This window comes from Kribbella sp. NBC_00482 (assembly GCF_036013725.1).
Taxonomy (GTDB): Bacteria; Actinomycetota; Actinomycetes; order Propionibacteriales; family Kribbellaceae; genus Kribbella.
The window spans coordinates 3954780-3981426 of sequence record NZ_CP107881.1; the positions used below are offsets into that span (position 1 = coordinate 3954780).

Sequence of the window (26647 nt, forward strand, 5' to 3'; positions counted from 1 at the left end):
CACGGCATTGACTTCACGGAGGACCTGAACACCATGGCTGGTGGCGGAAACAAGGCCGTTGTCGCGGCTTTGCTGGCGAACACCGGGATCGCGGTCACCAAGTTCGCCGCCTGGGCCCTGACTCAGTCGGCGTCGATGCTGGCCGAGGCGATCCACTCGCTCGCCGACGCGGGCAACCAGGTGCTGCTGCTGGTCGGCGGTCAGCGGGCCAAGCGGGCGGCCGACGAACTGCACCAGTTCGGGTTCGGCCGGGAGCGGTACGTCTACTCGTTCATCGTGTCGATCGTGCTGTTCAGCGTGGGTGGTCTGTTCGCGCTGTACGAGGGCTACCACAAGGTGCACGACCCGCACGGCATCGACAACTGGAAGTGGGTTCCGGTCGTGGTGCTGGTGGTCGCGATCGGGATGGAGACCCTGTCGTTCCGGACCGCGATCGTCGAGGCGAACAAGGTCCGCGGGCCGGTTCCGTGGGTGCGTTTCGTGCGGAACGCGCGGGCGCCGGAGCTGCCGGTCATCCTGCTGGAGGACTTCGCGGCGCTCACCGGTCTGGTGCTGGCGCTGATCGGCGTCGTGCTGACGCTTGTCACCGGCAACGGTGTGTTCGACGGCCTGGGGTCGATGGCGATCGGCGTACTGCTGGTCGTCGTGGCGATCTTCCTGGCGATCGAGATGAAGTCGCTGCTGCTGGGTGAGTCCGCGACCCGCGAGGCGCAGCAGAAGATCGTCGCCGCGATCGAGAACACCCCGGGTGTGCAGCGCCTGATCCACATCAAGACCCTGCACCTCGGTCCCGAGGAGGTCCTGGTCGCCGCCAAGCTCGGCGTCGAGGCGACCACCGACGCGGGCGTCGTCGCCGAGATCATCGACGCGGCCGAACGCGCGATCCGCGAGATCGAGCCGATGAGCAAGCACATCTACCTCGAGCCCGACGTCTTCCACGAGAACCACGTCCCCGACGAGCGCCCCGCCGTACCCGAAGCGCCCTCGCACTAACTAGTCGCGGTACGCGTAGTACTGCAGGAACATCTCGACACCGGTGTCGATGAGTGTGCCGGTGGTGCGCTCGTCGAGGGTGGCGCCGTACGTGCTGTGGACCAGGTGCGGGTAGAGGACCAGGGCGTACAACTGGAGGATCGCGGTGTCCACGTCGGGCATGGTCAGACGGCCGGCCGCGATCAGGCGCTCGAAGGCGGCCGCGAGGGTGGGGCGAGCTCTGTCCGGCCCGTGCTCGCGCCAGGCGGTGCCGAGCTCGGGGAAGCGCCGCACCTCGCTGGTGACGAGCTGACGGAGCGCCAGCATGTCGGGCTGGGTCATGCTGGTGACCCAGGCGCTCGCGGTCCACTTGAGCGCCGCGCGCAGGTCGTCGGACTCCGCCAGGCGCTGCGCCGTACCAGCGATGACCTCCGCCAGCGCACCCTCGAGCGCGTCGCCGATGACGGCAGTGAACAGCGTTTCCTTGGTGCCGTAGTGGTTGTAGACGGTCACCTTAGACACGCCTGCCTCGGCCGCGATCGAGTCCACCGCGGCGTCGAACCCGTCCCGCACGAACGCGGCCCGCGCGGCCGGGATGATCGCCTCCCGTTTGCGCGCCGCCCGGTCACCGGTGAGCTCACGCGGAGCTGACTTCGCCATAGCCGGGAGTCTAGCAAATATCTGAACTGAACGGTTGAGTTCATCTGAACTGTTCCGTACAGTTCGGATTATTCCAGAGGAGGAGTCATGGACCGGAGAAAGTCCGCGGCGCTCGCGCTGCTGTCGTTCGCAATGCTGATCGTGTCGCTGGATCAGTACATCGTCGTGGTCGCACTCCCGGAGATCGGGCGCGAGCTCGGATACTCCGCACACACCCTGCAGTCGGTGATCAGCGCCTACGCGATCGCCTCGAGCGGCTTCCTGCTGTTCGGCGGCCGCGCCGCCGATGTGCTCGGGCGGAGGCGGATGCTGATGACCGGCCTGGCGCTGTACGGCGTTGCGTCGCTGGCCGGTGGTCTGGCGACCGGACCGGGCTGGCAGCTGACGGCGCGGGCGGTCCAGGGACTTGGGGGCGCACTGGTGTTCCCGAGCACGCTGGCGATCATCAACACCATGTTCGTGGAGGGCCGCGATCGGAACCGCGCACTGGGCATCTGGGGTGGGTCCGGGGCGGCCGGTCTGGTGATCGGCGTACTGCTCGGCGGCGTACTGACTCGGTTGTTCGGCTGGGAAGCGGTGTTCTTCGTCAACCTGCCCTTGGTCGGTGCAGCGCTGCTCCTGGCCGTACCGCTGCTCGATCGGGGGCGTCCGGAGGTGCGTCGGTCCTTCGACCTGCCAGGGGCGCTGACCGCGACCGGCGCGGTCACCTTGCTGGTGTTCACGCTCGTGCAAGGTCCGGCGCTCCACTGGAGCATCCTCGTCGGGACCTCCGCGGTCGCGGTTGTCCTGGTGGTGGCCTTCGCCAGGATCGAACGGCGCAGTCCGGATCCACTGGTTCCACCGAACCTGCTGAGGAACCGGGTCCTCGTGGTGGCGCTGGTGATCGCGTTCCTGTTCATGGCGACGTTCGGGTCGCTGCTGTACTTCCTGTCCGTCTACTTCCAGGACGTGCGTGGGTACGACCCGTTGCAGACCGGTGTGGGTTTTCTGCTCCCCACTGCGGTGGTCGTGGCCGGGTCGACGATCGCGGGGCAGGCGGTCACGCGTTTCGGGTTGCGCCGTACGTTGCTCGTCGCGCTGGCGGTCGGAGCTGCCGGAGCGGTGGCGCTGGGCCTCGGCCTGTCGGCCGATGGGTCGTACGTCGTGCTCGTACCGGGCCTGGTGCTGGTGAGTGCCGGGGACGGCGCGGTGTTCACGATGATGTTCATCGCCGCGTCGACCGGGGTGTCCGACCGGAAGCAGGGGGTCGCGTCGGGCCTGGTGTCGACCAGCTCGGGAATCGGTGCGTCGGTGGGGCTCGCCGTACTCGTGCTGATAGCGAATGCTTACGGGATCCGTACCGCCGTGTTCGTGATTGGCGCGGGGATCCTCGCGACGTTGCTGTTCGCTCTGCGGCTTCGTCAGCCCGCCGTCAGCGCGGTTTCGGGGGCAGTACGCCGGAGCGGCCCAGCCATCTGAGTGCGCGGTCGCGGTCGAACTGCGCCTGGGTGGGTGGGGCGGTGAGGCGGCCGGTGCGGTACCCGAGGTTGCGGATGTCCGCGGCCACGGACGGTTCGGCGAGCGCTCTCAGGGCGAAGGCGAGCGCGGCCGGCGTCACGTCGTACCGGCGTTCGAGGTCGAGCGCCAGCTGGACGGCTGCCAGGTCGCGTTCGTCGTACTGGCGCTGCGACGTGTGTTCGGAACGGGAGCGGGGGAGCAGCCCGAGTGCCTCCCGGTAGCGCAGCATGCGCGGAGTGGTACCCAGTTGGCGAGCGGCCTCGGTGATGCGCATAGCATCAATCTTGACATTTCGGTGTCAAAAATGCGCCTGGAGCGATCAAACCGCGTGGCTCGGCCCTCTAGGCTCAGGCAGGCAAGCAATCACAGTCTTCAGGGGAGCGGCATGACGTTCGACTACAAGGTGGCGGACCTCGGCTTGGCCGAGTTCGGGCGCAAGGAGATCCGGCTGGCCGAGCACGAGATGCCCGGCCTGATGGCGATGCGCGCGCAGTACGGCGAGAGCAAGCCGCTGGCCGGCGCGCGAATCATGGGCTCGCTGCACATGACCATCCAGACCGCGGTGCTGATCGAGACGCTGACCGCGCTCGGCGCCGAGGTGCGCTGGGTCTCGTGCAACATCTTCTCCACGCAGGACCACGCTGCCGCCGCGGTCGTCGTCGGCCGCGAGGGCACGCCCGAAGCCCCCGCCGGTGTCCCCGTCTTCGCCTGGAAGGGCGAGACGCTGGAGGAGTACTGGTGGTGCACCGAGCAGGCGCTGAACTGGCCCGGTGACGAGGGTCCGAACATGATCCTCGACGACGGCGGCGACGCCACGATGCTCGTGCACAAGGGCACCGAGTTCGAGAAGGCGGGCGCCGTACCGGACCCGTCGACCGCGGACTCCGAGGAGTACGCCGTCGTCCTCACGGTGCTGACCCGGACGCTGACCGAGGACCCGCAGCGGTGGACCGCCATCGGTCAGGGCATCAAGGGTGTCACCGAGGAGACCACCACCGGCGTGCACCGGCTGTACGAGATGCACAAGGCGGGCGCGCTGCTGTTCCCGGCGATCAACGTCAACGACTCGGTGACCAAGTCGAAGTTCGACAACAAGTACGGCTGCCGGCACTCGCTGATCGACGGCATCAACCGCGCCACCGACGTACTGATCGGCGGCAAGGTCGCGGTCGTCTGCGGGTACGGCGACGTCGGCAAGGGCTGCGCCGAGTCGCTGCGCGGCCAGGGCGCCCGGGTGATCGTCACCGAGATCGACCCGATCTGCGCGCTGCAGGCGGCGATGGACGGCTACCAGGTGACGACCATCGACGACGTGGTCGGGATCGCCGACATCTTCGTCACCACCACCGGCAACAAGGACGTCATCACCGCCGACCACATGGCGGCGATGAAGCACCAGGCGATCGTCGGCAACATCGGCCACTTCGACAACGAGATCGACATGGCCGGGCTGTACAAGACCGCCGGTGTCGAGCGGGTCAACATCAAGCCGCAGGTCGACGAGTTCCGGTTCGCCGACGGCCACACGATCATCGTGCTGTCCGAGGGCCGCCTGCTGAACCTGGGCAACGCCACCGGGCACCCGTCGTTCGTGATGTCGAACTCGTTCACCAACCAGGTGCTGGCGCAGATCGAGCTGTTCGTGAAGACCGCCGACTACCCGACCGAGGTGTACGTGCTGCCGAAGCACCTCGACGAGATGGTCGCCCGCCTCCACCTCGACGCCCTCGGCGTCAAGCTCACCGAACTGACCAAGGAGCAGTCCGCGTACCTGGGCGTTCCGGTCGAAGGCCCGTACAAGGCCGAGGCCTACCGCTACTGAGCCCCCCACAGCAAGCGCCCCACAGGTCTTCCTGTGGGGCGCTTCGCTTCTTCTCGCTCAGAGAAGGAACGCGGCGACGCCGTACTCCTCGTCCGGAAACTGGTCGGTGATCTCGGCTGCGGCGCTCATCCAGGCGACGCAGTTCTCGACTGCGGCGAGAACCTCAGGATGGAGCGCCTCCCGTTGCCGCGGCGTGGAAGCCTGCCATTGCGCGAGTCCGGCTCGACAGGCGGCGTTGGTCCATTCGCCGTAGCCGATGCCCTCGGAGTCGGGCAGGGCGCGCGGCATCCCGCTGAAGACGAGGTCGTCCAGCTTCGGTGTGGTGATACCGAGCTGCTCGAGTCCCTTGCCGACATCCACGAGCCATCCGGTGCGGAAACCGCTGAAGTACTCGTTCCCGAGGACGAAGTCGGCGAACATGGTTCCGCAGATGTCCCTGAACGCCGAGCCGTACTGGGTTCCGTACCCCTCGGTGAACGGTCCACCATTGATCACCGCGAGCGTGGCGTCCCTGCTGGTCGGTGCTCCGGCGGCGATCTCCTCCGCGAAGTAGTCATCCTCCTCCGTCCATTGACCGGCGGACCGATAACTGACTCTCCGCAACAGGTCCTGGTCCCTGGAGCCGATGGCGTCGTGCAGCGGGCCCAGTTCAACAGCGAAGACATCCAGACACAGACTCATACCGGCGAGGCTAGACACCACCGAAGCCGTCCCCGCCAAACTGGCAACAAGCTGCCTCAGCGGACAGCTGTGAAGAGGTGCTTGTCGGCGACCTGCCCGAGTACGGCGACCTCGGCGAAGCCGGCCTTGCGGAAGGCTTCGAGTGTGTCGGTGAGGGTTATGTCGCGCGACTTGGAGCGGTCGGCGAAGCGGCGCTCTCGTTCGCTCAGGAGCGTGGTGAATGCCGGCTCTTCGGCGGCCGCGTCCCACCACGACTTCCAGTCCTCGATGCCGGCCGCGTGCGAGTCGGCCCAGATCTGATTCCGGAGCTCGACCGCGACGGCGTCGAGTTGCGGGACCTCGGCCGGGCCGAGGCGCATGGTGTCCGCGTTCAGGAAGACGCCACCTGGCCGGATCCGCCGCGCCAACGTTCGCGCGAGCTCTTCCAGATCGGCCGGATCAAGCCAGTGCAGCGCGGTCGCGGAGCAGACCGCGTCCACCGGTTCGTCACCCAGTACGGCGTCCCACCCGGCGGCTCGCAGGTCCGCCTCCTCGAACCGCACACCCGGTACGGCGTTCCGCGCGATCACCAGCAGGAACGGGTCCAGGTCGACGCCGACGATCCGCGCGCCGGGGAACCGTGCGGCGGCCCGCGCCGAGATCGACCCCGGCCCGCAGGCGAGATCCACGAACCGTTCCGGCGTACCGGCGACCTTCTCCACGATCGTGAACATCAGGTCGAACTGCTCGTCCCGATCCGGCAGATACCCGGCCTGCTGCCGATCCCACCGAGCCAGCCACTCACCCCACCCAATCTGCGACATAGTCGCAACACTAACTCGCCACCGATGCCTCGATCGTCAGCCGGCCAAGCGATGGATGAAGTCGGCCGCAGCCACGGCCCGGTCCGGATGGTGTCGCACGTGCCGGCGTTGGGCGCCGTCGTACCAGCCGGTCTCGGTTCCGTGGAAGTAGGCGGTGGGTGTCCATCGCTGGTCTTCGGCCCACACCTCCCACGCGTCGACGAGTTGCGGATGGTGTCGGAGGTAGGTCGCGAGTTCTGCTTCGAAGGTTGGGTCTGCGAACGACGCGTTCGCCGCCTTCAGTTGCTCGACGAACGTGTCGTCGTGCCGGTGGACGACGATCGACGCGACTGCGTCGGCGGGCGTCAGGACCACTGGCTTGATTCGTTGCTGCCTGGGGCGGCCCAGCCTTGGGCGTTGACTGTTGCGGGGCGGGTTGCCGACGGTGGTGCGGGCGGGGCGAACGGGCCTGGAGCGGGTGGGGGTGGCGGGAGGACGCCGTACGGGCTTGGTGGGGTGAACGGGCCGGCGGGGATCGCGTACGACGGGGCGCCGGGCAGCGGGAGCGCCGGTGTGGGGACGGCGTACGGGTTGGGGGCGAAGGGGCCGGTTTGGGTGGGGCGTTGGGTGGAGAGGCGTTGGAGTTCGCGGCGGCGGCGTTCGGCGAGTACGGCGGAGAGGTACGCCGGCGCGATGATCTGGGTCGGCGGTGCGGGGGCGATCACAGCGGCTACGCGGGCGGCCAGCGCCTCGCCGAGGGCGTGTTGCGCGCCGGGGAGGAGCTCGGCGTACCGGGACAGGTAGTCGCGGGCCGCGTTGGCCAGTTCGTCGGACAGCCGGGACAGTTCGAGCGACTGCGCCCACTGGACCAGGTGGCCGGGGACGAACAGCGGCGGCGACGCCATCGACTGGTGCCGTTCGCGAATGACGACCGTACCGGCGACCATGTCCCCGATCCGCTTGCCCTGCTTGTTCATCAGGCTCGCCACGATCCCGGGGCTGGCCGCGAACCACGGCGCGAAGTCGACGAAGAACCACATCAGCGTCCGCACCAGCGCGTGCCGGAACCGGATCGAGCTGCCGTCGTCGCGCACCACCTTCAGCCCGAGCACCATCTTGCCCAGCGTCCGCCCCCGGGTGAGCGTCTCCATCACGACCCGGTAGCCGACCACCACGAGCAGTACGACGATGAAGATCAGCGCGACCGCCAGCGCCTCACTGGACTCGCTCCCGAACAGGAAGCCGGCCAGCAACGCGATCAGTACGGTCAGCACGATGCCCTGCAGTGCCATGTCGATCGCACACGCCAGAGCCCGCGTCGGCATCCGGGCGATCCGCACCTGGAGGACGACCGCTTCGCCGGTGACCAGCTGGGACACTCCGCCGCCCCCCTCCTCGGTAGACACTGAGTCCGGTTAGTCTGCCACCAGTCGGGTGGAGGAGGTGTGGCGGTGGACGTAGAAGCGTTTGTCTCGGTGCACCAGCCGCAGTGGGATCGCCTGGCCTACCTGACCCGCCGCCAGCGCCGCCTGTCCGGTGCGGAGGCCGAAGAGCTCGTAGTGCTCTACCAGCGCGTCGGCACCCACCTGGCCGCGCTGCGAGCAGCCGGAGCGGACCCGGTGTCCATCGGTCGCCTGTCCGGGCTGATCGCCGACGCGCGTGGTGCCGTGACGGGTGCGCAGGCGCCCGTCTGGCGTGACATCTCGAAGTACTTCCTCGTCAGCTTCCCAGCCGCGCTCTACGCGTCCAGACGCTGGTGGGTCACCATCGGGCTGCTCTTCTACCTGGTCGCGGCCTGGGCCGCGTGGCGGGTGTTGGCGCACCCGGAGGTCGTGGACTCGATCGCTACGCCGGACCAGATCAAGCAGCTCGTCGAGCACGACTTCGAGGCGTACTACTCGGAGAACCCCGCACAGGACTTCGCGCTCCGTGTCTGGATCAACAACGCGACGATCAGTGCCGCCGTACTCGCGCTCGGCATCCTGCTGATCCCGTCCGTCTTCATCCTCTGGGACAACGCGCTCAACCTCGGGCTCAGTGCCGGGCTGATGATCAGCCACGACAAGGGCGGCCTGTTCTTCAGCCTGATCACCCCGCACGGCCTGCTCGAGCTGACAGCGGTGTTCGTCGCGACCGCGGCCGGCCTGCGACTCGGCTGGTCCTGGGTCGTACCGGGGCCGCGGACCCGCATGCAGTCCGTCGCCCAGACCGGCCGTGCCACCGTCGGTATGGCGATCGGTCTCGCCGCGGTCCTCCTCGTCACCGGCCTGATCGAAGCCTTCGTCACACCGTTCCTGCCCGGCCCGGTCCGGATCACCATCGGCATCCTCACCGAGCTGGCGTTCTTCACCTACGTCTGGACCCTCGGCCGCCGGGCCCACCGCCAGGGCGAGTACGGCGACATCGACGAATCGGACCGCGAGGCCACCGCACCCGTTTCCGCCTGACCGTTTCCATCTGGGCACCGCAAGTCGTCGCAGGAGGCCTCGCAGCAAGGTGCTTTGCGGGAACTGTCCAGCAAACCCCTGGGCGGTGTGCTGTTGTGGGTCGTCGCGATCGGACTGTTCGCGCTGGTGGTGTGGCGGGTTCTGGAGCTCGGTTGGGGGTCGCGGCCTTCGGCGCGTACTGCTTCAGCTGGTCGCGCAACGCCCGCCACTGAAATCTATGCTGGCAGATCCCTCCGGCGTAGCCCGACCAGACCGGCGAGACCGACGACGATCGCGATCCCGAGCAGGGCGAGGAACGGACCGGCATGCGCTGACCCGCCGGGGAGCGAGGGCAGATGTGTGAACGGCGAGATGTCGCGGATCCAGCCGGCGGTGCTGACGCCGGCGCTGACCAGTCCGATCAGGATGCACACCGTCGGTCCGGCCCAGGATGCCATCGAGGCCTGCGGGAAGAACCCAAAGATCGCGATCGCTATCGCGGCCAGCACCCACACGGCCGGCAGCTGAGCGAGCGCCGCACCGATCAGTCGCGGCAGCTGTCCGCCTACATCGCCGATCGCCACGCCGTACGCAAGCCCTTCGGCGACACCCGCCGCGAGCAGCGCGACGGCCGGTCCCAGCAGGCTGAACACGAGATGGCTCGCCGCCCACTGCCAGCGACTCGTCGCGGTCGCCAGTACCGGCTCGGCCCGTCCGCTGCTCTCCTCGACCCGCATCCGCAACGTCGCCTGGACGGCGTACGCCGAGGCGATCAGGCCGACGAGCATCATCACACCGGCCAGGAACGAGTCGATCACCCCGGCCGCGCCGCCGATCCGCTGGAACATCTCCTGGACGCTCGGGTCGTCGCGCATCATGTCGCCGACGCCCTCGGCGACACCGCCGAAAAGCAAGCCCAGCAAGGCGAATCCGACCGTCCACGCAGCGAGCAGACCGCGGTGCAGACGCCACGCCAGCGCGAGCGGGGAGCCCATGGCACCGTCCGCGGGGCCGAGCCGATCGGGTAGCAGACCGGAGCCGACATCTCGTCGTACGGCGAGACTTACGGCTGTGACCACGAGCAGAATGGTCGTTGCGAGGACCACGATGGCCAGCCACCAGCGGTTGTCGGCGTACGGGTGGATCCGTTGTGCCCAGGCGATCGGGGACAGGTACGACAACCACGCGAGTGGGCCGTCCGTGTGTGCGCTGGTGTCACCGGCGGCCCGCAGTACATAGGCTCCGCCGAGTACGCCGATCGCGATGCCGCGTGCTGTCCCGGCGCTCGCGCTCAGCTGGGCCGCGACGGCGCCGACGGCCGCGAAGAGCCAGCCGGTGCCCGCGTAGACGATGCCGATGGCAACCGATCCGGACAGCGGCAGGTCCTGGGTGTGCATGCCGAGGGCAAGCAGTACGGCGAGCACGAGGTTCGCGCCGAAGACCGTGGCGAGGGCTGCCGCGAGCTGCGCGTGCCGTCCGACGACGGTTGCCCCTAGCAACTCACGGCGGCCGGACTCCTCCTCGACGCGGGTGTGCCGGATGACCGTGAGCAGGCTGATCAGACCGACCATCACCGGGACGAATCCGAGTCGCCAGGTGACGAACTCGCCCAGGCTCGGCCCGGAAAGTTCGCCGTACAAGGTGATGAAGCCGGCGTTGCTCGCGTACTTGATCCGCGCCTCGGGCGTCGGGAACAGGTCGCCGTACTCCTGCACGTAGCTCACCGAGATCGCTGTCAGCAGCACGATCCACAACGGCAGCACGATCCGGTCGCGGCGCAGGACCAGCCGGATCAGGCCGCCGGTTCCCGCGAGGCTCTTCATTTCACGGCCTCGGGTTCGTACAGCCGCAGGAAGAGCTCCTCGAGCGACGGCGGCTGGCTGACCAGACTCCGTACGCCGATCTCGGTCAACCGCCGCAGTACCGGATTGATCTCGTCCGTGTCCACGTCGAACTGGACCCGTCCGTCGTTTGCCGTGAGATCGTGCACGCCGTTCAGCTGGGCCAGACCGTCCATCGGGCCGACGAGCTCGGCCTGGATCGACGTCCGGGTGAGGTGGCGCAGCTCGTTCAGCGTGCCGCTCTCGACGGCGCGGCCGGCCCGGATGATCGTGACGCGATCACACAGCGCCTCGACCTCGGACAGGATGTGGCTGGACAGCAGCACCGTCCTGCCGTCGCGGTCGCTGATCTCCTGCACGACCTCGCGGAAGACCTCCTCCATCAACGGATCCAGCCCACTCGTCGGCTCGTCGAGAAGAAGGAGCTCGACGTCGGACGCGAACGCGGCGACCAGTGCGACCTTCTGCCGGTTGCCCTTCGAGTACGCCCGCGCCTTCTTCCGCGGATCGAGGTCGAAACGCTCCAACAGTTCGGCCTTCCGCTTCTTGTCGACGCCGCCGCGCATCCGGCCGAGCAGGTCGATCGCCTCGCCGCCGGACAGGTTCGGCCACAGCGTCACGTCGCCCGGCACGTACGCGAGCCGCCGGTGCAGCTCGGTCGCGTCCGACCACGGATCGCCGTCCAGGACCCGCGCCGTACCTTCGTCCGCGCGCGTCATTCCGAGCAGAATGCGAATGGTGGTGGTCTTCCCCGCGCCGTTCGGCCCGAGGAACCCGTGCACCTCACCGGTTCGCACCGCGAGGTCGAGACCGTCCAGGGCGTGCGTACGCCCGAACCGCTTGACCAGACCTTCCGTGCTGATCGCAGCCGGCATGATCACTTCTCCTGTTTCCGCATGTTGTCGAGTTGTTCCTGGGTGAGCAGCGGGATCGTGAAGACCTCCATGAGGGCCTGACCGATCCGGTTGTAGCCCGCCAGGGTGGTGATGTCCTCGCCGAGCGCCTTCGAGACCTGGTCGCGGAACACGAACACGCTCAGCTTGATCGCGGCCAGCGCGGCGGCGTACCCGCGCCGGTCCTTGGGGTTGATGCCGTAACTGGTCGTCCACTCCTCGACCGCGTCGACGCCCTCGAGAAAGAGCGCGGTCGCGGTCTCGGAACCGTCCATCATCGAACGCACGATGTAGAGCTGCAGCGGGAACGCCACCGGGTGCAACGCCAGCGGATCGAGCCCCGTGAGGTCGTGATCCTGCGTGAGTTCGGCGCCGATCTGGAGCATCCGCTCCTTCGCGTACCGGTCACACGCCTCGCGCAACGACTCCTTCGACCCGAAGTGATGCCGCACCAACCCCGACGACACCCCCGCCTCGGCCGCGATGTCCCGGATCGAGGCCCCCTCGATCCCCCGCTCCCCGAACAACCGGATCGCGGCATCCCGAATCCGCGCCCGAGCCGTCAGATCATCCGCCGGTCGCTCCATCCCAACTCCTCTCCCTACACACAAAAGCAAACTACTACACGATCGTGTAGTCAAGCCCATTCGGGAGTGATGTTGCGCGACTGGCAGGTTGTGGTGCTGCTGGCGGGTTGCAACACGCCAGCGGTGAAACAACCCGCCAGCGAGCCACCTCAACCGGCACGTCGGCCCCGCCCATCCCGCGAAGTCACGTGCATTTTGGACAGGAGATGTTGGCCGGCTGGGTAGTGCACCTAGGCGTGAGTGTGGTTGTGCGTACGGTGTCTCGCTGGTCCTCTACCTGTCGAGCTGCACACGTTCGTCCGACTGGTCGGGTCTCGCGGGATTCAGCCGCCGACCGTGGTGGGTGGAGACAGGAAGTGGTGACTGGAGATAGGAAATGGTGGGTGGGGACGTGCTATTTCCTATGCGAGGTCACCAGCGTCGGCGATTTCTACAGATCGTCGAGTTGGGCGGCCATGGAGTCGAGGGTGGGCCAGGGAGGGCCTTCGCGCAGTGTGCGCAGGAACTCCATTCGCCATCGCGTCCCGTTCGGGAACTGGTCGCCGATGTCCCAGCGCCACGCGGCGACCATCGCCAGAACCAGCTCCCGGCAGTCGTCCAGCAGCTCTTGGTCAACGCCCGGGTAGCGCCCGCAGACAGCCTCGGGTACGTGGGCGAGATCGAACTCGACGGGTCCACGGCAGCACGTCTCGAAGTCTATGAACAACGGGCCGTACGTCGTACTGAGCAGGTTGCCTGGATGCGGCTCGCCGTGGAGCAACTGCTCCTCGGCGCCGCGGTCGTCGATCGCCTGATGCAGGCTTCGTAGTCTGTTGCTGAGGAAGATGCGGTCTGCGTCGGGGAGCTCGGGCGAGAGGTTCGGGTTGGCGACGATCTCTTCCGCCTCGGCGATGCGATCCGAGAAGTGCGGGCTGGCCAGATCGACCTTGCGCATGCCTACGTGCAGCTGCTCGAGCGCTTTGGCGTAGTCGACCGGTGGGACCTGTGGCGTCACGGGCTCGTAGTAGGTCCACAGCGTCACTGCGAAGCCGTCGCGCGTGTACACGAGCGGCTCAACCCGGGGCTCCAAGGCGGCCACCGGAGATCCGACCTCGGCGAGCCGCTGAGCGAGCTCGATTTCGAACAGCGCAGCCTCTTCCCCCACCGGGGCGACGCGTGCAAACACGTCGTACGGCGTCAACCGCAACGCCAGCTTGTTCGAGTTGTGGAGAACGATCGCGTCGTCCACCGGCAGATCCAGCGATCCAGCGATCGAACTCGCAACCGCAATCGCACGCGTGACCTCGGACATCTCCATGACTTCGTGAGGCTACCTTCGCGCGCTTGTTCTGTCCCTCGCATTTCGGCGAAGCCCCGGTAAGAAGGTTACTTCGGGGTGACAAAGTTTCGTATCTTGTTGACAGGGTGGTGGTTGCTGGTGTGGGTTCGTCCCCAAACACCAACACCAGCTGAAGGTGGGGCGGCCCGATGAGGAAGTTGTTGGCGGTGCTGGCGGCGTTGTGCGTGCTGGCGGCTGTGCCGGGTACGGCGATGGCTGCCGATCCGGCGCCGAAGAAGGTCATCAAGATCGGAGTGACCCAGTCGGTCGACTCGATGAACCCGTTCCTCGCCGTGCGGCTGGTGACGGGGTCGATCCAGCGGATGATCTACGGCTTCCTCACGGTGCCGGACTCGAAGACGCTGCAGCCCAGCCCGGATCTGGCCGAGTCGTGGACGACGTCGCCGGACGGGCTGACCTGGACGTTCAAGATCCGCCAGGCGAAGTGGTCGGACGGGCAGCCGATCACGGCCGACGACGCGGCCTGGACGTTCAACAAGATGATGACCGACGACGGCGCGAAGACCGGCAACGGGCCGGCGGTGGAGAACTTCCAGAGTGTCACCGCGAGCGGCCAGGAGCTGACCATCAAGCTCAAGGCCCCGCAGGCGTCGATGCTCGACAACCCGGTGCCGATCATGCCCAAGCACGTCTGGGAGAAGGTCAAGGACATCTCGAAGTACGAGGCCGAGGTGTACCCGACCGTCGGCAGCGGACCGTACGTCGCGGTGGAGCACAAGAAGGACCAGTTCGTCCGGCTGGAGGCGAACCCGGACTACTGGCGCGGCCGTCCGAAGATCGACGAGCTGCAGATCATCTTCTACGACAACCCCGCGGCCTCGATCGTCGGCCTGAAGAAGGGTGACATCGATCTGATCGGCCGGCTCAACCCGTCGGACTTCGAGTCGCTGAAGAGCGACGACAACATCGTCCAGTGGAACACGCAGGGCCGGCGCGCGACGTACCTGCAGATCAACCACGGCGCGACGACCAGTGACGACAAGCCGATCGGCGACGGGCATCCCGCGCTGAAGGACCCGAAGGTGCGGACCGCGCTGCACTACGCGATCGACAAGCAGAAACTGGTCGACGAGGTCCAGGGCGGGCTGGCGAAACCGGCCGACGGGTCGATCATCCCGCCGCTGTACAAGGACTTCTTCTGGGAGGCGAGCGGCGCCGAGAAGGTCACGTTCGACCTCGCGAAGGCGAACAAGATCCTCGACGACGCGGGGTACAAGAAGGGCGCCGACGGCATCCGGACGATGCCCGACGGGTCGCGGAAACTGCAGTTCCGGTTCAGCATTCACACCGACACTCCGGTCGAGGACAAGCTCGCCGAGTACCTGACCGGCTGGTACAAGGAGCTCGGGATCACCCTGACAACCAAGCGCCTGGACTCCAGCAAGTTCAGCGAGGAGACCGGTACGACGGCACTGTTCGACATCGCGATCAGCGGCTGGTCGGTGAACCCGGACCCGGAGGAGGTGCTCGCCACGCACCTGTGCAGCCGGCGTCCGGGGGCCGACGGCAAGGGCGGCGGCACCGAGTCGTTCTACTGCGACCCGACGTACGAGGGCCTGTATGTCGAGCAGCAGAAGGAACTCGACCGCGGAAAGCGCGCGGAAACGATCAAGAAAATGGAGGAAAGGCTCTACACCGACGCTCCGGTGATCGCGCTCTACTACCCGAACGACCTCGAGGGCTACCGCAAGGACCGGATCGCCAGCATCACGCCGATCCCGGAGGACAAGGGCCTGCTGTACGGCGGTTCCGGGTACTGGCCGTTCTACACGCTCGAGGCGGTGTCGAAGGATGGCGCGTCGGCCGACGGTGGCGGGTCGAGCGGCGGCGTGATCGCGGGCGTCGCGGGCGGTGTCGTCGTACTCGCACTCGCCGGCTTCTTCGTACTGCGTCGCCGCAGCGGTGCGGCCGACGAGCGCGAATGACCACATCCGTCGAAGAGCTGGAGCAGACGCCGGTCCGTCATGGTTTGCTGCGTTATGCGGCGACCAAGGCGGGCGGGGCGTTGCTCAGCATCGCGATGGTGATCGTCGCGACGTTCTTCCTGTTCCGGTTGCTGCCGGGCGATCCGGTCCGGGCGCTCGCGCAGGGCCGGAACATGACGCCCGAGCAGTTGGACCTGGAGCGTGCGCGGCTCGGGTTGGACAAGTCGATTCCTGAGCAGTTCCTGCATTTCGTGGGCCAGACGCTGCGTTTCGACCTCGGGGTTTCGTACGAGTACAAGCGGCCGGTCCTCGACCTGATCGGCGAGCGGATCGGGTCGACGCTGCTGCTCACCGGCACGGCGCTGGTGCTGGCCGTCAGCCTGGGGCTCTGGCAAGGAGCACGGGCTGGGTGGAAGCCCGGCAGTAAGTTTGACAAGGTGTCAACCGCCATCTCGCTGGTGCTGTGGTCGGTGCCGACGTTCTGGCTCGGGCTGTTGCTGTTGATGGTTTTCGCCGCCGGAATCGGTCCGATTCCGGGGATCTTCCCGACCCGCGGGAGCTCGAGCGTCGACAAGCCGGACGGGTTCGCGGGTGTGCTCGACGTCGGGCAGCACATGGTGCTGCCGTGCCTGACGCTGGTCGCGGTCGTTTACGCGCAGTACCTGCTGGTGATGCGGTCGTCGGTGATCGACGAGGTCGGGCAGGACTACATCACGACGGCGCGGGCGAAGGGTTTGCGTGACGACGACGTACGGCGGAAGCACGCCGTACCGAACGCGCTGCTGCCGACCGTGACGTTGGTGTTCATGCGGATCGGGTTCGTGGTCGGGGGCGCCGTGACGGTCGAGGCGATCTTCAGCTGGCCGGGGCTCGGGCAGCTGTTCTACGAGGCGATCCGGGTGCCGGACTTCACGTTGATGCAGGGCACGTTCCTGCTCATCACGGTGTCGGTGATCCTGATGAACACGTTGGCGGACGTCGTGTACCACCTGCTGGATCCGCGAGTGAGGTCGGCATGAGCAATGTGACCTGGGTACGCCGTCGGCGCGCGATCGGACGGTTCTGGGCGGATTTCCGCACGCACCGAGCCGGCGTTACCGGATTGGTGATTCTCGCCGTCGCCGTAGTGCTAGCACTGATAGCGCCGCTCTTCATCGACTCCAGCGTGACGAACGTGGTGAGCGGCACCGGGGCGAAGATGGCGCCGCCGAGCCTCGACGATCCGCTGGGGACCGACGAGTCGGGGCGGTCGGTGTTGCTGATGATCTGGTGGGGTTCGCGGACCTCGCTGCTGATCGGTTTCCTCGCGGCATTGCTCAGCATGGTGATCGGGACCGTACTCGGGATCGCGGCCGGGCATTTCCGGGGGTGGATCGGTGCGGTGATCCTGCGGGTGACCGACTGGTTCCTGGTGCTCCCGTCGCTGGTCACCGCGCTCGTACTGGCGGCGATCCTCGGCGGTTCCACCACGACGATCATCGTCGCGATCGGGGTGACGTCCTGGCCGTCGACCGCGCGACTGATCCGTGCGCAAACGCTGGCCGTGGAAGCACGCCCGTACATCGAACGATCCCTGGCTCTCGGCGCCGGCCACTGGCACATCACGACGCGGCACGTGTTGCCGAACGTCGCACCGTTGCTGTTGGCAAGTACGACGCTGGAGGTGGCGAGCGCGATCGTCACCGAGTCGACGCTGGCGTTCCTCGGCGTGAGTGCGAACAAGACCTCGTGGGGAACGATGCTGCGCGGCTCGTACGACTGGGGTGCGGCGACCTCTGGCGCGTGGTGGTACATCCTCGTGCCGGGCCTGTGCATCGTGACCGTGGTGATGGCGTTCACCTTGTGTGGAAGGGCTTTGGAGACTGTGCTCAATCCCCGGCTGCGGACGCGTGCCCATGCTTGAGCTCGATGAGTTGTCCGTGACGTACCGGCTCGAGTCCTCCGACGTGCCCGCCGTACGAGGGGTTTCGCTGGAACTGGCGGCCGGTGAGGCGCTCGGCCTGGCGGGGGAGTCGGGATCGGGGAAGTCATCGGTCGCGCTGGCGCTGCTCCGGCTCCTGCCGCGCTCCGCTGTCGTTGGTGGGCGGGTGATGCTGGACGGCGAGGATGTGCTGGCGATGAAGTGGGGCCGGCTGCGGGCCGTCCGCTGGTCGTCGGCGTCGATCGTGTTCCAGGGCGCGCAACACGGGCTCAATCCGGTGCAGCGGATCGGCGATCAGATCGCGGAACCTCTGCTCGTCCATCGGCAGGCGTCGGGCGCGGACGCGTCCAAGCGGGTACAAGAGTTGCTGGCCCAGGTCGGGCTGCCGGCCTGGCGCGCGCGGAGCTATCCACACGAGCTGAGTGGTGGCCAACGGCAACGAGTGATGATCGCCATGGCTCTGGCCTGTGAGCCGCAGTTGATCATCGCCGACGAGCCGACGACCGCGCTGGACCTGATGGTGCAGGCGCAGGTGCTGACGCTGATCCGCCAGCTGATCGCGGACCACGGCATCTCGTTGCTGATGATCTCGCACGACCTGTCGGTGCTCGCGGACGTGTGCGATCGGCTGGCCGTCATGTACGCCGGGCGGCTGGTCGAGGTCGGTCCTTCGTCCGGGGATTTCCGGCACCCGTACAGCAAAGCGCTGGCGGCCGCGTTCCCGACCGTCGGCGATCCCGCGTCCCGTCTCGCCCCGCGTGGGCTGGCCGGGGATCCGCCGGATCCGCAACAGCTGCCGGGTGGTTGTGCGTTCCACCCGCGCTGCCCGGTCGCACTCGAGTCCTGTGCGACATCCGACGTACAACTGCGGGCGGCCGGCGCCGACCGGACCGCCGCCTGCGTCCTGGTAGGGGAGTGACTCTTGCTAGAGGCAACTGAGCTGCACGTCGAGTTCTCCGGTCGCGGCGGCCGCCGGGCGCGGGCCGTCGACGGCGTGAACCTGTCCGTCGGCGCCGGCGAGATCGTCGCACTGGTCGGTGAGTCGGGCTGCGGCAAGACCACGCTCGCGCGCACGCTGCTCGGGCTGGAGCGCCCGACGTCCGGCAAGATCTCGTACGACGGAACGCCGCTGAGTTACTCCGGCCGCGCGCTGCGGGCCTTCCGCCGCCAGGTCCAACTGGTTCTGCAGGACCCGATGGGATCGCTGAATCCCCGCCATACCGTCTACGAGGCGGTTGCCGAAGGCCCCCGGATCCACGGCCTACCCGATGAGGAGGCTGTCGTGTCGTCGGCTCTCGCGCGGGCCGGCCTGCGGCCGCCGGAACGCTTCTTCCAGCGTTTTCCGCACGAGTTGAGCGGCGGCCAGCGCCAACGCGTCGTCATCGCCGGCGCGCTGGCGCTCGACCCCAAGGTGCTGATCGCCGACGAACCCGTCGCGTCCCTGGATGCCTCGGTCCGTGGCGAGATTCTCTCGCTCCTGCTCCGGCTGCGCGACGACCTCGGGCTGTCGGCGCTCGTGGTCACCCACGACCTCGGCCTGGCCTGGAACATCGCCGACCGGGTCGCCGTCATGTACCTCGGCCGCATCGTCGAGTCCGGCCCGACCGAGGACGTCCTGAAGAACCCGCAACACCCTTATACACAAGCGCTTCTGAGTGTTCTCCCCGAATCCCCGAACCGCATCGTCCTCACCGGCGAACCGCCGGACCCGACCCGCATCCCCACCGGCTGCCGCTTCCATCCCCGCTGCCAACTCGTCGCTGCCGGCCAGGGAAAACCGGAGTGCAGCACGCAACCCTTGCAGATCCTGCCCGCGGGCACGGATGCCCAGGTCGCGTGCTACCTGGCCACTACCTGACCGGACTCAGACCTCGTCGTCGTCCTCGGGCTCCTGGTCCGCGTCGGCGAGCGCCCACTTCAACTGGAACTCGACCTCCTCCTCGTCCGCGCCGCGCTCGTGCTCGACGCTGATCCGCGCGTTCTTCGGCACCGTGAACCGCTCACCCGCGACCTGGATCCGGAACGGCTTGCCCGACTCCAGCGCGTCCGCGAGCCGCCTCAGCTTGGCTGCGAAGTCGGCGACCGAGTAGTCCTTCTCGACATCTCTCTCACTCATGCCGCCAATCCAAGCAGCCGACAGGTTCTTCCACCGGTTGACAATAGTTAACAGGTCATAGAACTATTGCGGTATGGCGGAACATCAGGTGGATCGGTTCTTCGAGGTGCTGGCTGATCCGACGCGCCGGCAGGTCGTGCAACTGCTGGGCGAAGGACCGCGGCGGGCCGGTCAGTTGGCCGCGGCGACCGGAGCCTCGTCACCCGCGATGAGCCGGCATCTGCGGATCCTGCTCGAGGCCGGTCTGGTCGCCGACGAGCGCGTCCCGGACGACGCCCGGGTCCGCGTGTTCCGCCTCAACCCCGAGCCCGTCGTCGCCGTCCAGGCCTGGCTCGACCAGGTCCAGGCGCACTGGCGCGACCAACTCGGCTCCTTCAAACGCCACGTCGAGCAGAAAGGGAAGTCCGATGACTGAACCGTCCGCGACCGCATCGGTCGAGGTCGCCGTCGATCCGGCAACCGCGTTCGAGATCTTCACCGAGGAGATCGACCTGTGGTGGGTGCGCGGCCCGATCAACTTCTTCGACGCCGCCCGCGCCACCGCGATGCAGATCGAGCCCGGCGTCGGCGGCCGCATCCTCGAGGTGTACTCGCCGCCCGACGATGTCCTCGAGCTCGGCAAGATCACCGACTGGACCCCGGGCGCGCTGTTCGCCTATCGCAGTTCGGTCGACGACACCGAGACCCGCATCGACTTCGAGGCGTACGACGGCGGCACCCGCGTGACCGTCGTACAGTCGCTCGTCCCCGGTGGCGAGAAGGCCTTCTACTTCTGGCCGAACGTCATCCACTGGCTCCCGGCCTGGGCCGAACGGCGCGATCACGCGTCACGGACACCGCGCGAGCTGGACCGGCTCGCGATCGCCTTGTACTACGAGGATCCTGCCGCCGCGGCCCGCTGGCTGCACACGGTCTTCGGCCTGGACTCATGGGACAAGATCCCGGCCGAGGGCACAGACCCGTCCTGGATCGAGCTGCAGGTCGGCGCCCGCGCGATTCTGCTCTTCAAGCTCGCGGAGAAGCGCACCGCACAGCTGGACCACGGTGTCTGGGTGTACGTCGACGATCTCGACGCCCACTTCGCGCACAGTCAGGAGACCGGCGCGAAGATCCTCTCGGACATCCACCAGCATGGGTACCGTTGCTACGAAGCCGAGGACCTGGAGGGCCATCAGTGGACGTTCGCCCAGGCCCGTCCCACGATGGCGTGACCGAACAGCCGCTCGTCGGAGGCCGGCTGACGCCCGGGGTGGTTCGTGTCGCGGACACGGTACGCCGCCCCGGGTCGGACTGTTCCGCGTTCACCGCGGACCTTCTGCGACTCCTCGAGGAGCGCGGCTTCACAGGTGTCCCGAAGTACCTGGGCCAGGACGAGGCCGGCCGCGACATCCTCACGTACCTGGACGGCTGGGTGCCGCCCAGATACCAACGCTGGTCCGACGAACAAATCGCCGCCGCAGGTGCACTGCTCCGCGCCTTCCACGACGCCACCCGCGACAGCCCGCTCACCGCCGGCCAAGCGGTCGTCTGCCACCACGACCCCGCCCCCACCAACTTCGTCTTCACCGACGACCTCCCGGCCGCCCTGATCGACTTCGACCTGGCCGCCCCGGGTGATCCCCTGGAGGACCTCGGGTACGCCGCCTGGACCTGGTGCATCGCGTCCAAACACAACGACCCCGCCCGCCAGGCCCACCAGGTCCGAGTACTGGCCGACGGCTACAACCTGCCCACCAAGGATCGCCCTGGCCTGATCCCGGCCGTCCTGTCCCGCCTGCTCCAGAACGTCGACTTCTGGACCCAGAGGCCCTGTCCGGAGGCCGCCGAGCGCATCGCCTGGTCCCAGCGCGAGCACGCGTTCACAACCGCCAACCGCGACATCTTCGAGGCAGCGCTGACCTAGAGACGGCCGGCCTTCTTCAACGAGAGGTAGGTGTCCGCGAGCGCGGGAGCGATGTGGTCAGGGAGCTCGTCGACGACAGTGACGCCGGCTCGGGTGAGGGTGGCGGTCAGCCGGTCCCGGTCGAGGCGGGTGCGGGCGGCCGAGGCAGCGCCGTACACGTCCAGCAGGTCGCCGCGGGCCGCTTCGAGCTCGGTGAGGCGCGGGTCGGCCACGGACGCCAGCAGTACGACGTGCCTACGCAGCAGCGGGCCGATGACGGGCAACAGGGACTCCTCGATCACCGCCGGGTCGAGGCCGGTGAGGAGGACGACGAGGGAGCGTTGGCCCAGCCGCTCCAGCACCTGTGACACGACGATGCGGAAGTCGGTCTGCACGAGCTCGGCCTCGACGTTCGCCAGCGCGTTCACGAAGGACGGCAGCACGTCCTCCGGCGCCGGACGCCGTACGTCGGCCCGCACCGCGGAATCGCAAGCCAGCAAGGAGACCCGGTCCCCGGCGCGCGTGGCCAGTGCGGCCAGCAGCAACGCGGCGTCCATCGCGTGGTCGAGCCGTGGCGCATCGCCGACACGGCCCGCGGACAGCCGTCCGGAGTCGATCACGATCACGACCTGACGGTCCCGCTCCGGTCGCCAGGTCCGCAGTACGACGTTCCCGCGCCGGGCCGTCGCGCGCCAGTCGATGCTCCGTACGTCGTCACCAGGCACGTAGTCACGCAGCGAGTCGAACTCCGTGCCCTGCCCGCGCACGAGCAACGCCGTACGTCCGTCCAGCTCCCGCAACCGGGCCAGCCGCGACGGCAGGTGCTTCCTGCTCTTGAACGGCGGCAGCGCCCGCACCGTCCAGTCGACCTGATGCGACCCCTGGCGCCCAGCGAACCCCAACGGGCCGATGGACCGCACAGTCACCCGGAACGCTTGCCGGTCGCCCCGGCGCGTCGGGACCAGATGTGTCGTCAGTCGACGCCGCTCGCCCGACGGCAGGTCCAGCTTGTGCGGCGGATCCAGTACGCCGGCAGACGGCGGCCACGCGTCCCGCAGCAACCCGCGCACGCGTCGCCCCGGGTTGGTGATCAGCAGGTTCACTACGGCCTGCTCACCGAGTCGTACGGCGTTGTCGCCGTCCCGACTGAACTGCAGCCGACGCGGCGACCCAGCCAGCAGTATGTCGACCAGACACACCGCCAGCACCGCAGCGACGACCACACCGACACCGGCCCACGACGGCATCACCAGAGCGACGAACACCACTCCAGCTGCAGCCAGGATGCCGGCTCGGCCAGTCAGGACCATCAGCGTGGCACCGGCACCGTCGCGAGCACGCTCTCCAGCACCGCGTCCGCGCTGACACCCTCCAGCTCGGCTTCCGGTCGCACCTGCACTCGATGCCGAAGGCAAGGACGCGCCATCGCCTTCACGTCGTCCGGGATGACATAGTCGCGGCCCGACAGCCACGCCCACGCACGGGAGACCGCCAGCAACGCCGTGGCACCACGGGGCGACACGCCCAGCTGCAGCGAAGGCGACTGGCGCGTGGCGCGGCACAGGTCGACGACGTAGGCCAGCACATCCTCCCGGACCGCAACCCGGCGTACGGCGTTCTGCCCGGCCAGCAAATCCTCCGGACCGGCCACCGGGCGCAACCCAGCAGCCTCCAGGTCCCGCGGATCGAAGCCCTGCGCGTGCCGGGCGAGGACGGCGATCTCCGCGTCGCGCGGCGGCATGTCCAGCGTCACCTTCAGCAGGAACCGGTCCAGCTGCGCCTCGGGCAGCGGATAGGTGCCCTCGTACTCGATCGGGTTCTGGGTGGCGGCAACGACAAACGGATTCGGGAGCTTGCGCGGCTCACCGTCGACCGTGACCTGCCGCTCCTCCATTGCCTCCAGCAACGCCGCCTGTGTCTTCGGTGGCGTCCGGTTGATCTCGTCCGCCAGCAGGATGTTCGTGAACACAGGTCCTGGCCGGAACTCGAACTCGCTCGTCTTCGCGTCGTACACGAGTGACCCGGTCACGTCACCGGGCATCAGGTCCGGGGTGAACTGCACGCGCTTGGTGTCCAGCCGCATCGCCATCGACAGCGCCCGCACCATGAGTGTCTTCGCCGTACCGGGGACGCCCTCGAGCAGCACGTGGCCACGGCAGAGCAGGGCGAGTACCAGTGCGGTCACAGCAGTGTCCTGGCCGACCACCGCCTTACCGATCTCGGTCCGGAGCGCGACCAGCGCCTGCCGGGCCTGGTCCGCGGTGACCTCGGTAGTCGTCACGGGTGTCGTACCTCCTGCGTCAGTACGTCGAGTTCCTGGGACAAGGACATCAGAGCGGCGTCAGTGAGCGGCGGCAGGCCGTAGAGCAGCTCGTACAGCATGGCGGGGTCCCGGCCGGTCCGGGCGGAGACAGTCGCGACCACAGCCTGCGGATCGGCCCGCCGCGGGATGCCGTGCGCCTCGTGCAGTTGGCCGAGCGCCGACTCGCGCAATGCCGACGCAGCGCGGTCGCGGGCTCGTGAGCGTCGGTAGAGCCGCGCCCTGCCCTCAGTCGTCTCAGCCGCGTGCACGATCACCGGCAGCCGCTCTGCCACCACAGGGCCGAGCCGCCGTCCGCGCCAGATCGCCACCACCAGCACGGCGAACGCCAGCGCCCAGGCGATGTAGCGGACGTCAGGCGGGATCAGCTGTGCGCTGCTCTCGCCATCGGAGTCGGGGTAGTCCGACTCCCACTGCGGCAGGTACCAGGTCAGATCCTGGTGCGTGCCGAGCAGGTTGAGCGCCAGCGCCGCGTTGCCGTCCTCAGCGAGCCGGGAGTTCATGAACGACGCCGGCGTACCGATCACGTCGACGACCCGGTCACCGACCTGCAGCCGGACCACGGTGTTGTTGATGCCGTCGCCGTAACAGGTGGTCGCCCCCTCGGGAGCGGAGTACGTGGGTCCGTTGACGGTGACCGTGCCGGCCTTCACCGCAGCTGGGAGCTCACAGCCGGGCTGGCGGCTACGGGTGGCCAGCGAGTTGCCCGTGGAACGTACACCGGGCGCCAGGGCCTGCAGAGCGCGGCTGCCGGGCCGGATCAGGATGACGTGGCTCCACTGCGCCTGAGCGATCCGCCGCCAGTCTCCGTCGTCCAGCGAGCCACCTGGCCCGATCAGGAGCGTGCTGCCGCCTCCTGCTTGTACGGCGTCGTTCAGCGACTCCGTGCCGTGTACGTCGACGTTGTGGTCCTCCAGCAACGCTGCCAGCGCCCGTGCCCCGGTCGACTCAGTGGAGTCCGGGCTGAACTGCCCTGACGTCCGTGCGGACGTGGCGATCAGGACAACGATCGCGGCCAGTACAACGAGCCCAGTGACGAGGAGCGGTGTCCGCAACGCACGCCAACTGTCGCCAACGCTCCGCCCGACCGGCGTGCTCATACAGCCACCCGTGCAGTCCGCGCAGCGTCGTCGGCGGCCACGACAACGGCGTACCGCTCCGGCGTTCCCGGGCGGTTGCCGTAGACAACCTCCGTGAACACCAGTGCGGCCGGCTGCAGCGGCTCACGCAGTACAGGCGCCGCTCGCGACGCATCGGCAACTACCTCGTACGCCGTACGTCCGGCCCGCTCGTCCAGCACGGTCCGCTCGGTCAGCTCAGCTACGCACGCCCGGAAACGGCTGCGGATCGCCAACGCGAAGTCCCCGGACGCGGCCTCCCGCTCCGCCAACGCGCGGTACTCCGCGGCGCTCTGCGGCCGGGTGGTGTCGAAAACGGCCTGGGCCTTCACCCGACGGCTGGTCCGCAGTACGCCGGAACGCCAGAGCACCACGACCACGACAAGGACCAGCAGAACGATCAGCATCGTCAGACCGGCGTGGCCGTTGGGTGACGAGCCGGTGAGGCTGTCCAGCAGGTCGCCGATCCAATCCACCACTTTGCCGAGGGCTCTCTCGATCAGCGAGCCGGAGTCCCGGTACGCGGACTTGGACAGCTCCTTGGCCGCCTCCTGAGCGGCCTGGTCCCGGTCGATGTCGACCGGCGGCTCCAGCGGGAACAAGATCACGCCGTCCCCTCGAGCCGCAGGGCCGGACGCATCCACAGGTCGAGACCTTCCCGGCGGACCCGGAGGTCGAGGTAGATCAGGGCCTGTACGGCGGACATGAACGCCAGGCTCGCGATCAGCGTCATCAGCGTCGCGATCCCCGCCGCCACGGCCAGCACGATCGTCACCACCACGGCGCCGGTGCTGTCGCTCAGATCGGCCCACGAGCCGACGGTGATGATCAGCGCGCTGACCCCGAACTGGAGTGCGTAGCCGATGATGTTCACCACCAGCCCGCCGAACAGCAGGATCCCGAACACCCGCCAGAACTTGCCCTTCACCAGCTGCCAGGACCGCCGCAGCGCACCCCAGACGCCCACCCGGACCGGGATGTACAGCCCGATGTCCGGTGCATGCCTGCCCTCCATCAGCACGACGGTCCCCGCGAGCACCAGGCGGACGCCGAAGATCAGCACCAGGATGCCGCCGACGAGCATCATCACCAGCGCAGCGGCCCCGGCCGCCTCGGAAGAGACCGCGGCGTCCGCTCCGGCGCCGATACCGAGCACTGCGAGCCCCCAGCCGCCGATCAGGAGCATGAACGACAGGGACTGCACCAGACCGACAGCGGCGAGTGCGGGGAGCGCAGGTCGCACCAGCCGCATCAGCTCGCGTGGACCGGCCCGGTGCGCCAGCTGACTCCGCACCGCGGCCAGAGCGATGATGCCGGCCAGCATGCTCGACACCACCGAGAACAGCACCACCTGTACGCCGTACGTGAGCAAAAGGGCCGCACCGGCCTGCTCGAACGGATCGTCTGCCCCGAAGAACCCACCGAGCCCACCCGGTACGGCGACCTCGGTCAGAACGGCCTGCACCGCGACCAGGGCGATCCCGGCCAGCACCGGGAGGCCCAGCATGATCGTCTTGTTGTCGGAGATGGTCCGGGCGGCGTTGTCGAGCAGATCCGCCGGCAGCCACGGCCGCAGAGGCTCGGTCGCCACGTCGTCGTGCAGGCGCATACTCTGGTCGGCCACTGCGTACCTCCTCTCCCGGTGAACCGTCGTACCCGCCGGCACGTGAGTTGTGGTGAACCCCCGAAGTGCACCATGATCCCGGATGATCACAGCCCAACTCGGGGTCACACGGCGATCCGGCGTGTGCAGTACCGGGGGAATGGGACACTATCCGTAGTGCGTACGGCCCGGCACCCGCCGGGCGCACCCCGAGCAGTCGAATCGGTCGGCAGCGGACGGCAAGGAGCTAAGGGCGTGGCAG

Annotated in this window: 28 protein-coding genes and 1 pseudogene; 13 read left to right on the forward strand and 16 right to left on the reverse strand. The window is 68.0% G+C overall.

Going from position 1 to position 26647, the window contains the following annotated elements:
- Positions 1-33 precede the first annotated feature (33 nt).
- Complete coding sequence (locus OHB24_RS19500) at positions 34-993, forward strand: cation diffusion facilitator family transporter (RefSeq protein ID WP_327640489.1); 960 nt, start codon at positions 34-36, stop codon at positions 991-993.
- Here the strand turns inward: OHB24_RS19500 and OHB24_RS19505 are convergent, their stop codons facing one another.
- A complete protein-coding gene (locus tag OHB24_RS19505; RefSeq protein ID WP_327640490.1) occupies positions 994-1632 on the reverse strand; it encodes a TetR/AcrR family transcriptional regulator in 639 nt (212 codons plus the stop codon).
- Between the two features lie 87 nt (positions 1633-1719).
- Between OHB24_RS19505 and OHB24_RS19510 the strand changes: the two genes are divergently transcribed.
- Positions 1720-3090 (forward strand): MFS transporter, encoded by a 1371-nt coding sequence (locus tag OHB24_RS19510; RefSeq protein ID WP_327640491.1) that lies wholly within the window; start codon positions 1720-1722, stop codon positions 3088-3090.
- On the opposite strand, the gene OHB24_RS19515 is transcribed toward OHB24_RS19510, so the two are convergent.
- A complete protein-coding gene (locus OHB24_RS19515) occupies positions 3044-3403 on the reverse strand; it encodes a MerR family transcriptional regulator (protein ID WP_327640492.1) in 360 nt (119 codons plus the stop codon). The genes OHB24_RS19510 and OHB24_RS19515 overlap by 47 nt on opposite strands.
- A gap of 111 nt (positions 3404-3514) precedes the next feature.
- Here OHB24_RS19515 and ahcY point away from each other — a divergent pair, with 111 nt between their 5' ends.
- A complete protein-coding gene (ahcY, locus tag OHB24_RS19520; protein WP_327640493.1) occupies positions 3515-4951 on the forward strand; it encodes an adenosylhomocysteinase in 1437 nt (478 codons plus the stop codon).
- 57 nt (positions 4952-5008) lie between these two features.
- Here ahcY and OHB24_RS19525 read toward each other — a convergent pair whose 3' ends face one another.
- From OHB24_RS19525 to OHB24_RS19540, 4 genes are read right to left on the reverse strand one after another with little or no spacing between them, the layout of a single operon-like run.
- A complete protein-coding gene (locus OHB24_RS19525) occupies positions 5009-5632 on the reverse strand; it encodes a DUF7691 family protein (protein ID WP_327640494.1) in 624 nt (207 codons plus the stop codon).
- Positions 5633-5688: 56 nt separating this feature from the next.
- Complete coding sequence (locus OHB24_RS19530; RefSeq protein WP_327640495.1) at positions 5689-6435, reverse strand: class I SAM-dependent methyltransferase; 747 nt, start codon at positions 6433-6435, stop codon at positions 5689-5691.
- Positions 6436-6471: 36 nt separating this feature from the next.
- Entirely contained in the window at positions 6472-6789 is a 318-nt protein-coding gene (locus tag OHB24_RS19535; protein WP_327640496.1) for a hypothetical protein, read from the reverse strand.
- Positions 6780-7820, reverse strand: coding sequence for an RDD family protein (locus OHB24_RS19540; protein WP_327640497.1), 1041 nt, complete (start codon positions 7818-7820; stop codon positions 6780-6782). The genes OHB24_RS19535 and OHB24_RS19540 overlap by 10 nt, the downstream gene beginning before the upstream one ends.
- Before the next feature lie 45 nt (positions 7821-7865).
- Between OHB24_RS19540 and OHB24_RS19545 the strand changes: the two genes are divergently transcribed.
- Positions 7866-8861 (forward strand): stage II sporulation protein M, encoded by a 996-nt coding sequence (locus OHB24_RS19545; protein WP_327640498.1) that lies wholly within the window; start codon positions 7866-7868, stop codon positions 8859-8861.
- Positions 8862-8897: 36 nt separating this feature from the next.
- A pseudogene (locus tag OHB24_RS19550) lies at positions 8898-8996 on the forward strand (DUF1206 domain-containing protein); the annotation flags it as partial.
- An 80-nt stretch (positions 8997-9076) separates the two neighbouring features.
- On the opposite strand, the gene OHB24_RS19555 reads toward OHB24_RS19550, so the two are convergent.
- The 4 genes from OHB24_RS19555 to OHB24_RS19570 all read right to left on the reverse strand — a co-directional run bounded on the left by OHB24_RS19555 (position 9077) and on the right by OHB24_RS19570 (position 13458).
- Entirely contained in the window at positions 9077-10663 is a 1587-nt protein-coding gene (locus tag OHB24_RS19555) for an ABC transporter permease (RefSeq protein WP_327640499.1), read from the reverse strand.
- A complete protein-coding gene (locus OHB24_RS19560) occupies positions 10660-11556 on the reverse strand; it encodes an ABC transporter ATP-binding protein (RefSeq protein WP_327640500.1) in 897 nt (298 codons plus the stop codon). The genes OHB24_RS19555 and OHB24_RS19560 overlap by 4 nt, the downstream gene beginning before the upstream one ends.
- 2 nt (positions 11557-11558) lie before the next feature.
- A complete protein-coding gene (locus OHB24_RS19565) occupies positions 11559-12161 on the reverse strand; it encodes a TetR/AcrR family transcriptional regulator (RefSeq protein WP_131344052.1) in 603 nt (200 codons plus the stop codon).
- 430 nt (positions 12162-12591) lie between these two features.
- Positions 12592-13458, reverse strand: coding sequence for an aminoglycoside phosphotransferase family protein (locus OHB24_RS19570; protein ID WP_327640501.1), 867 nt, complete (start codon positions 13456-13458; stop codon positions 12592-12594).
- A 170-nt stretch (positions 13459-13628) separates the two neighbouring features.
- Between OHB24_RS19570 and OHB24_RS19575 the strand changes: the two genes are divergently transcribed.
- Genes OHB24_RS19575 through OHB24_RS19595 form a run of 5 tightly spaced genes read left to right on the forward strand, consistent with a single transcriptional unit; the run spans position 13629 to position 19204 of the window.
- Positions 13629-15425, forward strand: coding sequence for an ABC transporter substrate-binding protein (locus OHB24_RS19575; RefSeq protein ID WP_327640502.1), 1797 nt, complete (start codon positions 13629-13631; stop codon positions 15423-15425).
- Positions 15422-16444 carry an ABC transporter permease gene (locus OHB24_RS19580; RefSeq protein ID WP_327640503.1) on the forward strand — a complete coding sequence of 341 codons (1023 nt, stop codon included), beginning with the start codon at positions 15422-15424 and terminating at the stop codon, positions 16442-16444. Before OHB24_RS19575 ends, OHB24_RS19580 begins: the two co-directional genes overlap by 4 nt.
- Positions 16441-17328: an ABC transporter permease gene (locus OHB24_RS19585; RefSeq protein ID WP_327640504.1), complete on the forward strand. Its 888-nt coding sequence runs from the start codon at positions 16441-16443 to the stop codon at positions 17326-17328. Before OHB24_RS19580 ends, OHB24_RS19585 begins: the two co-directional genes overlap by 4 nt.
- The gene (locus tag OHB24_RS19590) at positions 17321-18265 is read left to right on the forward strand and encodes an ABC transporter ATP-binding protein (protein ID WP_327640505.1); all 945 of its coding nucleotides are present in this window, start codon (positions 17321-17323) and stop codon (positions 18263-18265) included. Before OHB24_RS19585 ends, OHB24_RS19590 begins: the two co-directional genes overlap by 8 nt.
- 3 nt (positions 18266-18268) lie before the next feature.
- Positions 18269-19204, forward strand: coding sequence for an ABC transporter ATP-binding protein (locus tag OHB24_RS19595; RefSeq protein ID WP_327640506.1), 936 nt, complete (start codon positions 18269-18271; stop codon positions 19202-19204).
- Positions 19205-19210: 6 nt separating this feature from the next.
- Here OHB24_RS19595 and OHB24_RS19600 read toward each other — a convergent pair whose 3' ends face one another.
- Complete coding sequence (locus OHB24_RS19600; RefSeq protein ID WP_327640507.1) at positions 19211-19462, reverse strand: amphi-Trp domain-containing protein; 252 nt, start codon at positions 19460-19462, stop codon at positions 19211-19213.
- 73 nt (positions 19463-19535) lie between these two features.
- Here OHB24_RS19600 and OHB24_RS19605 point away from each other — a divergent pair, with 73 nt between their 5' ends.
- Genes OHB24_RS19605 through OHB24_RS19615 form a run of 3 tightly spaced genes read left to right on the forward strand, consistent with a single transcriptional unit; the run spans position 19536 to position 21365 of the window.
- Entirely contained in the window at positions 19536-19877 is a 342-nt protein-coding gene (locus OHB24_RS19605; RefSeq protein ID WP_327640508.1) for an ArsR/SmtB family transcription factor, read from the forward strand.
- Entirely contained in the window at positions 19870-20673 is an 804-nt protein-coding gene (locus OHB24_RS19610; RefSeq protein WP_327640509.1) for a VOC family protein, read from the forward strand. The genes OHB24_RS19605 and OHB24_RS19610 overlap by 8 nt, the downstream gene beginning before the upstream one ends.
- Positions 20670-21365, forward strand: a complete 696-nt coding sequence (locus OHB24_RS19615) for a phosphotransferase (protein WP_327640510.1) — start codon at positions 20670-20672, stop codon at positions 21363-21365. Before OHB24_RS19610 ends, OHB24_RS19615 begins: the two co-directional genes overlap by 4 nt.
- Here OHB24_RS19615 and OHB24_RS19620 read toward each other — a convergent pair.
- From OHB24_RS19620 to OHB24_RS19640, 5 genes are read right to left on the reverse strand one after another with little or no spacing between them, the layout of a single operon-like run.
- The gene (locus OHB24_RS19620) at positions 21362-22654 is read right to left on the reverse strand and encodes a DUF58 domain-containing protein (protein ID WP_327640511.1); all 1293 of its coding nucleotides are present in this window, start codon (positions 22652-22654) and stop codon (positions 21362-21364) included. The genes OHB24_RS19615 and OHB24_RS19620 overlap by 4 nt on opposite strands.
- On the reverse strand, positions 22654-23625 hold the full coding sequence (locus OHB24_RS19625; RefSeq protein ID WP_327640512.1) for an AAA family ATPase: 972 nt from the start codon (positions 23623-23625) through the stop codon (positions 22654-22656). The genes OHB24_RS19620 and OHB24_RS19625 overlap by 1 nt, the downstream gene beginning before the upstream one ends.
- The gene (locus tag OHB24_RS19630) at positions 23622-24764 is read right to left on the reverse strand and encodes a DUF4350 domain-containing protein (protein ID WP_327640513.1); all 1143 of its coding nucleotides are present in this window, start codon (positions 24762-24764) and stop codon (positions 23622-23624) included. The genes OHB24_RS19625 and OHB24_RS19630 overlap by 4 nt, the downstream gene beginning before the upstream one ends.
- The gene (locus tag OHB24_RS19635) at positions 24761-25390 is read right to left on the reverse strand and encodes a DUF4129 domain-containing protein (RefSeq protein WP_327640514.1); all 630 of its coding nucleotides are present in this window, start codon (positions 25388-25390) and stop codon (positions 24761-24763) included. Before OHB24_RS19635 ends, OHB24_RS19630 begins: the two co-directional genes overlap by 4 nt.
- On the reverse strand, positions 25387-26406 hold the full coding sequence (locus OHB24_RS19640) for a hypothetical protein (RefSeq protein WP_327640515.1): 1020 nt from the start codon (positions 26404-26406) through the stop codon (positions 25387-25389). The genes OHB24_RS19635 and OHB24_RS19640 overlap by 4 nt, the downstream gene beginning before the upstream one ends.
- Positions 26407-26647: the final 241 nt, after the last annotated feature.

Bases quoted from the DNA above. Each gene is read 5' to 3' on its own strand.
- OHB24_RS19600 (WP_327640507.1), bottom strand. From the start codon at position 19,462: ATGAGTGAGAGAGATGTCGAGAAGGACTACTCGGTCGCCGACTTCGCA.
- OHB24_RS19510 (WP_327640491.1), top strand. From the start codon at position 1,720: ATGGACCGGAGAAAGTCCGCGGCGCTCGCGCTGCTGTCGTTCGCAATG.
- OHB24_RS19620 (WP_327640511.1), bottom strand. From the start codon at position 22,654: ATGGTCCTGACTGGCCGAGCCGGCATCCTGGCTGCAGCTGGAGTGGTG.
- OHB24_RS19570 (WP_327640501.1), bottom strand. From the start codon at position 13,458: ATGGAGATGTCCGAGGTCACGCGTGCGATTGCGGTTGCGAGTTCGATC.
- OHB24_RS19565 (WP_131344052.1), bottom strand. From the start codon at position 12,161: ATGGAGCGACCGGCGGATGATCTGACGGCTCGGGCGCGGATTCGGGAT.
- OHB24_RS19505 (WP_327640490.1), bottom strand. From the start codon at position 1,632: ATGGCGAAGTCAGCTCCGCGTGAGCTCACCGGTGACCGGGCGGCGCGC.
- OHB24_RS19515 (WP_327640492.1), bottom strand. From the start codon at position 3,403: ATGCGCATCACCGAGGCCGCTCGCCAACTGGGTACCACTCCGCGCATG.
- OHB24_RS19560 (WP_327640500.1), bottom strand. From the start codon at position 11,556: ATGCCGGCTGCGATCAGCACGGAAGGTCTGGTCAAGCGGTTCGGGCGT.
- OHB24_RS19580 (WP_327640503.1), top strand. From the start codon at position 15,422: ATGACCACATCCGTCGAAGAGCTGGAGCAGACGCCGGTCCGTCATGGT.
- OHB24_RS19525 (WP_327640494.1), bottom strand. From the start codon at position 5,632: ATGAGTCTGTGTCTGGATGTCTTCGCTGTTGAACTGGGCCCGCTGCAC.
- OHB24_RS19605 (WP_327640508.1), top strand. From the start codon at position 19,536: ATGGCGGAACATCAGGTGGATCGGTTCTTCGAGGTGCTGGCTGATCCG.
- ahcY (WP_327640493.1), top strand. From the start codon at position 3,515: ATGACGTTCGACTACAAGGTGGCGGACCTCGGCTTGGCCGAGTTCGGG.
- OHB24_RS19500 (WP_327640489.1), top strand. From the start codon at position 34: ATGGCTGGTGGCGGAAACAAGGCCGTTGTCGCGGCTTTGCTGGCGAAC.
- OHB24_RS19555 (WP_327640499.1), bottom strand. From the start codon at position 10,663: ATGAAGAGCCTCGCGGGAACCGGCGGCCTGATCCGGCTGGTCCTGCGC.
- OHB24_RS19575 (WP_327640502.1), top strand. From the start codon at position 13,629: ATGAGGAAGTTGTTGGCGGTGCTGGCGGCGTTGTGCGTGCTGGCGGCT.
- OHB24_RS19630 (WP_327640513.1), bottom strand. From the start codon at position 24,764: ATGAGCACGCCGGTCGGGCGGAGCGTTGGCGACAGTTGGCGTGCGTTG.
- OHB24_RS19590 (WP_327640505.1), top strand. From the start codon at position 17,321: ATGCTTGAGCTCGATGAGTTGTCCGTGACGTACCGGCTCGAGTCCTCC.
- OHB24_RS19610 (WP_327640509.1), top strand. From the start codon at position 19,870: ATGACTGAACCGTCCGCGACCGCATCGGTCGAGGTCGCCGTCGATCCG.
- OHB24_RS19530 (WP_327640495.1), bottom strand. From the start codon at position 6,435: ATGTCGCAGATTGGGTGGGGTGAGTGGCTGGCTCGGTGGGATCGGCAG.
- OHB24_RS19585 (WP_327640504.1), top strand. From the start codon at position 16,441: ATGAGCAATGTGACCTGGGTACGCCGTCGGCGCGCGATCGGACGGTTC.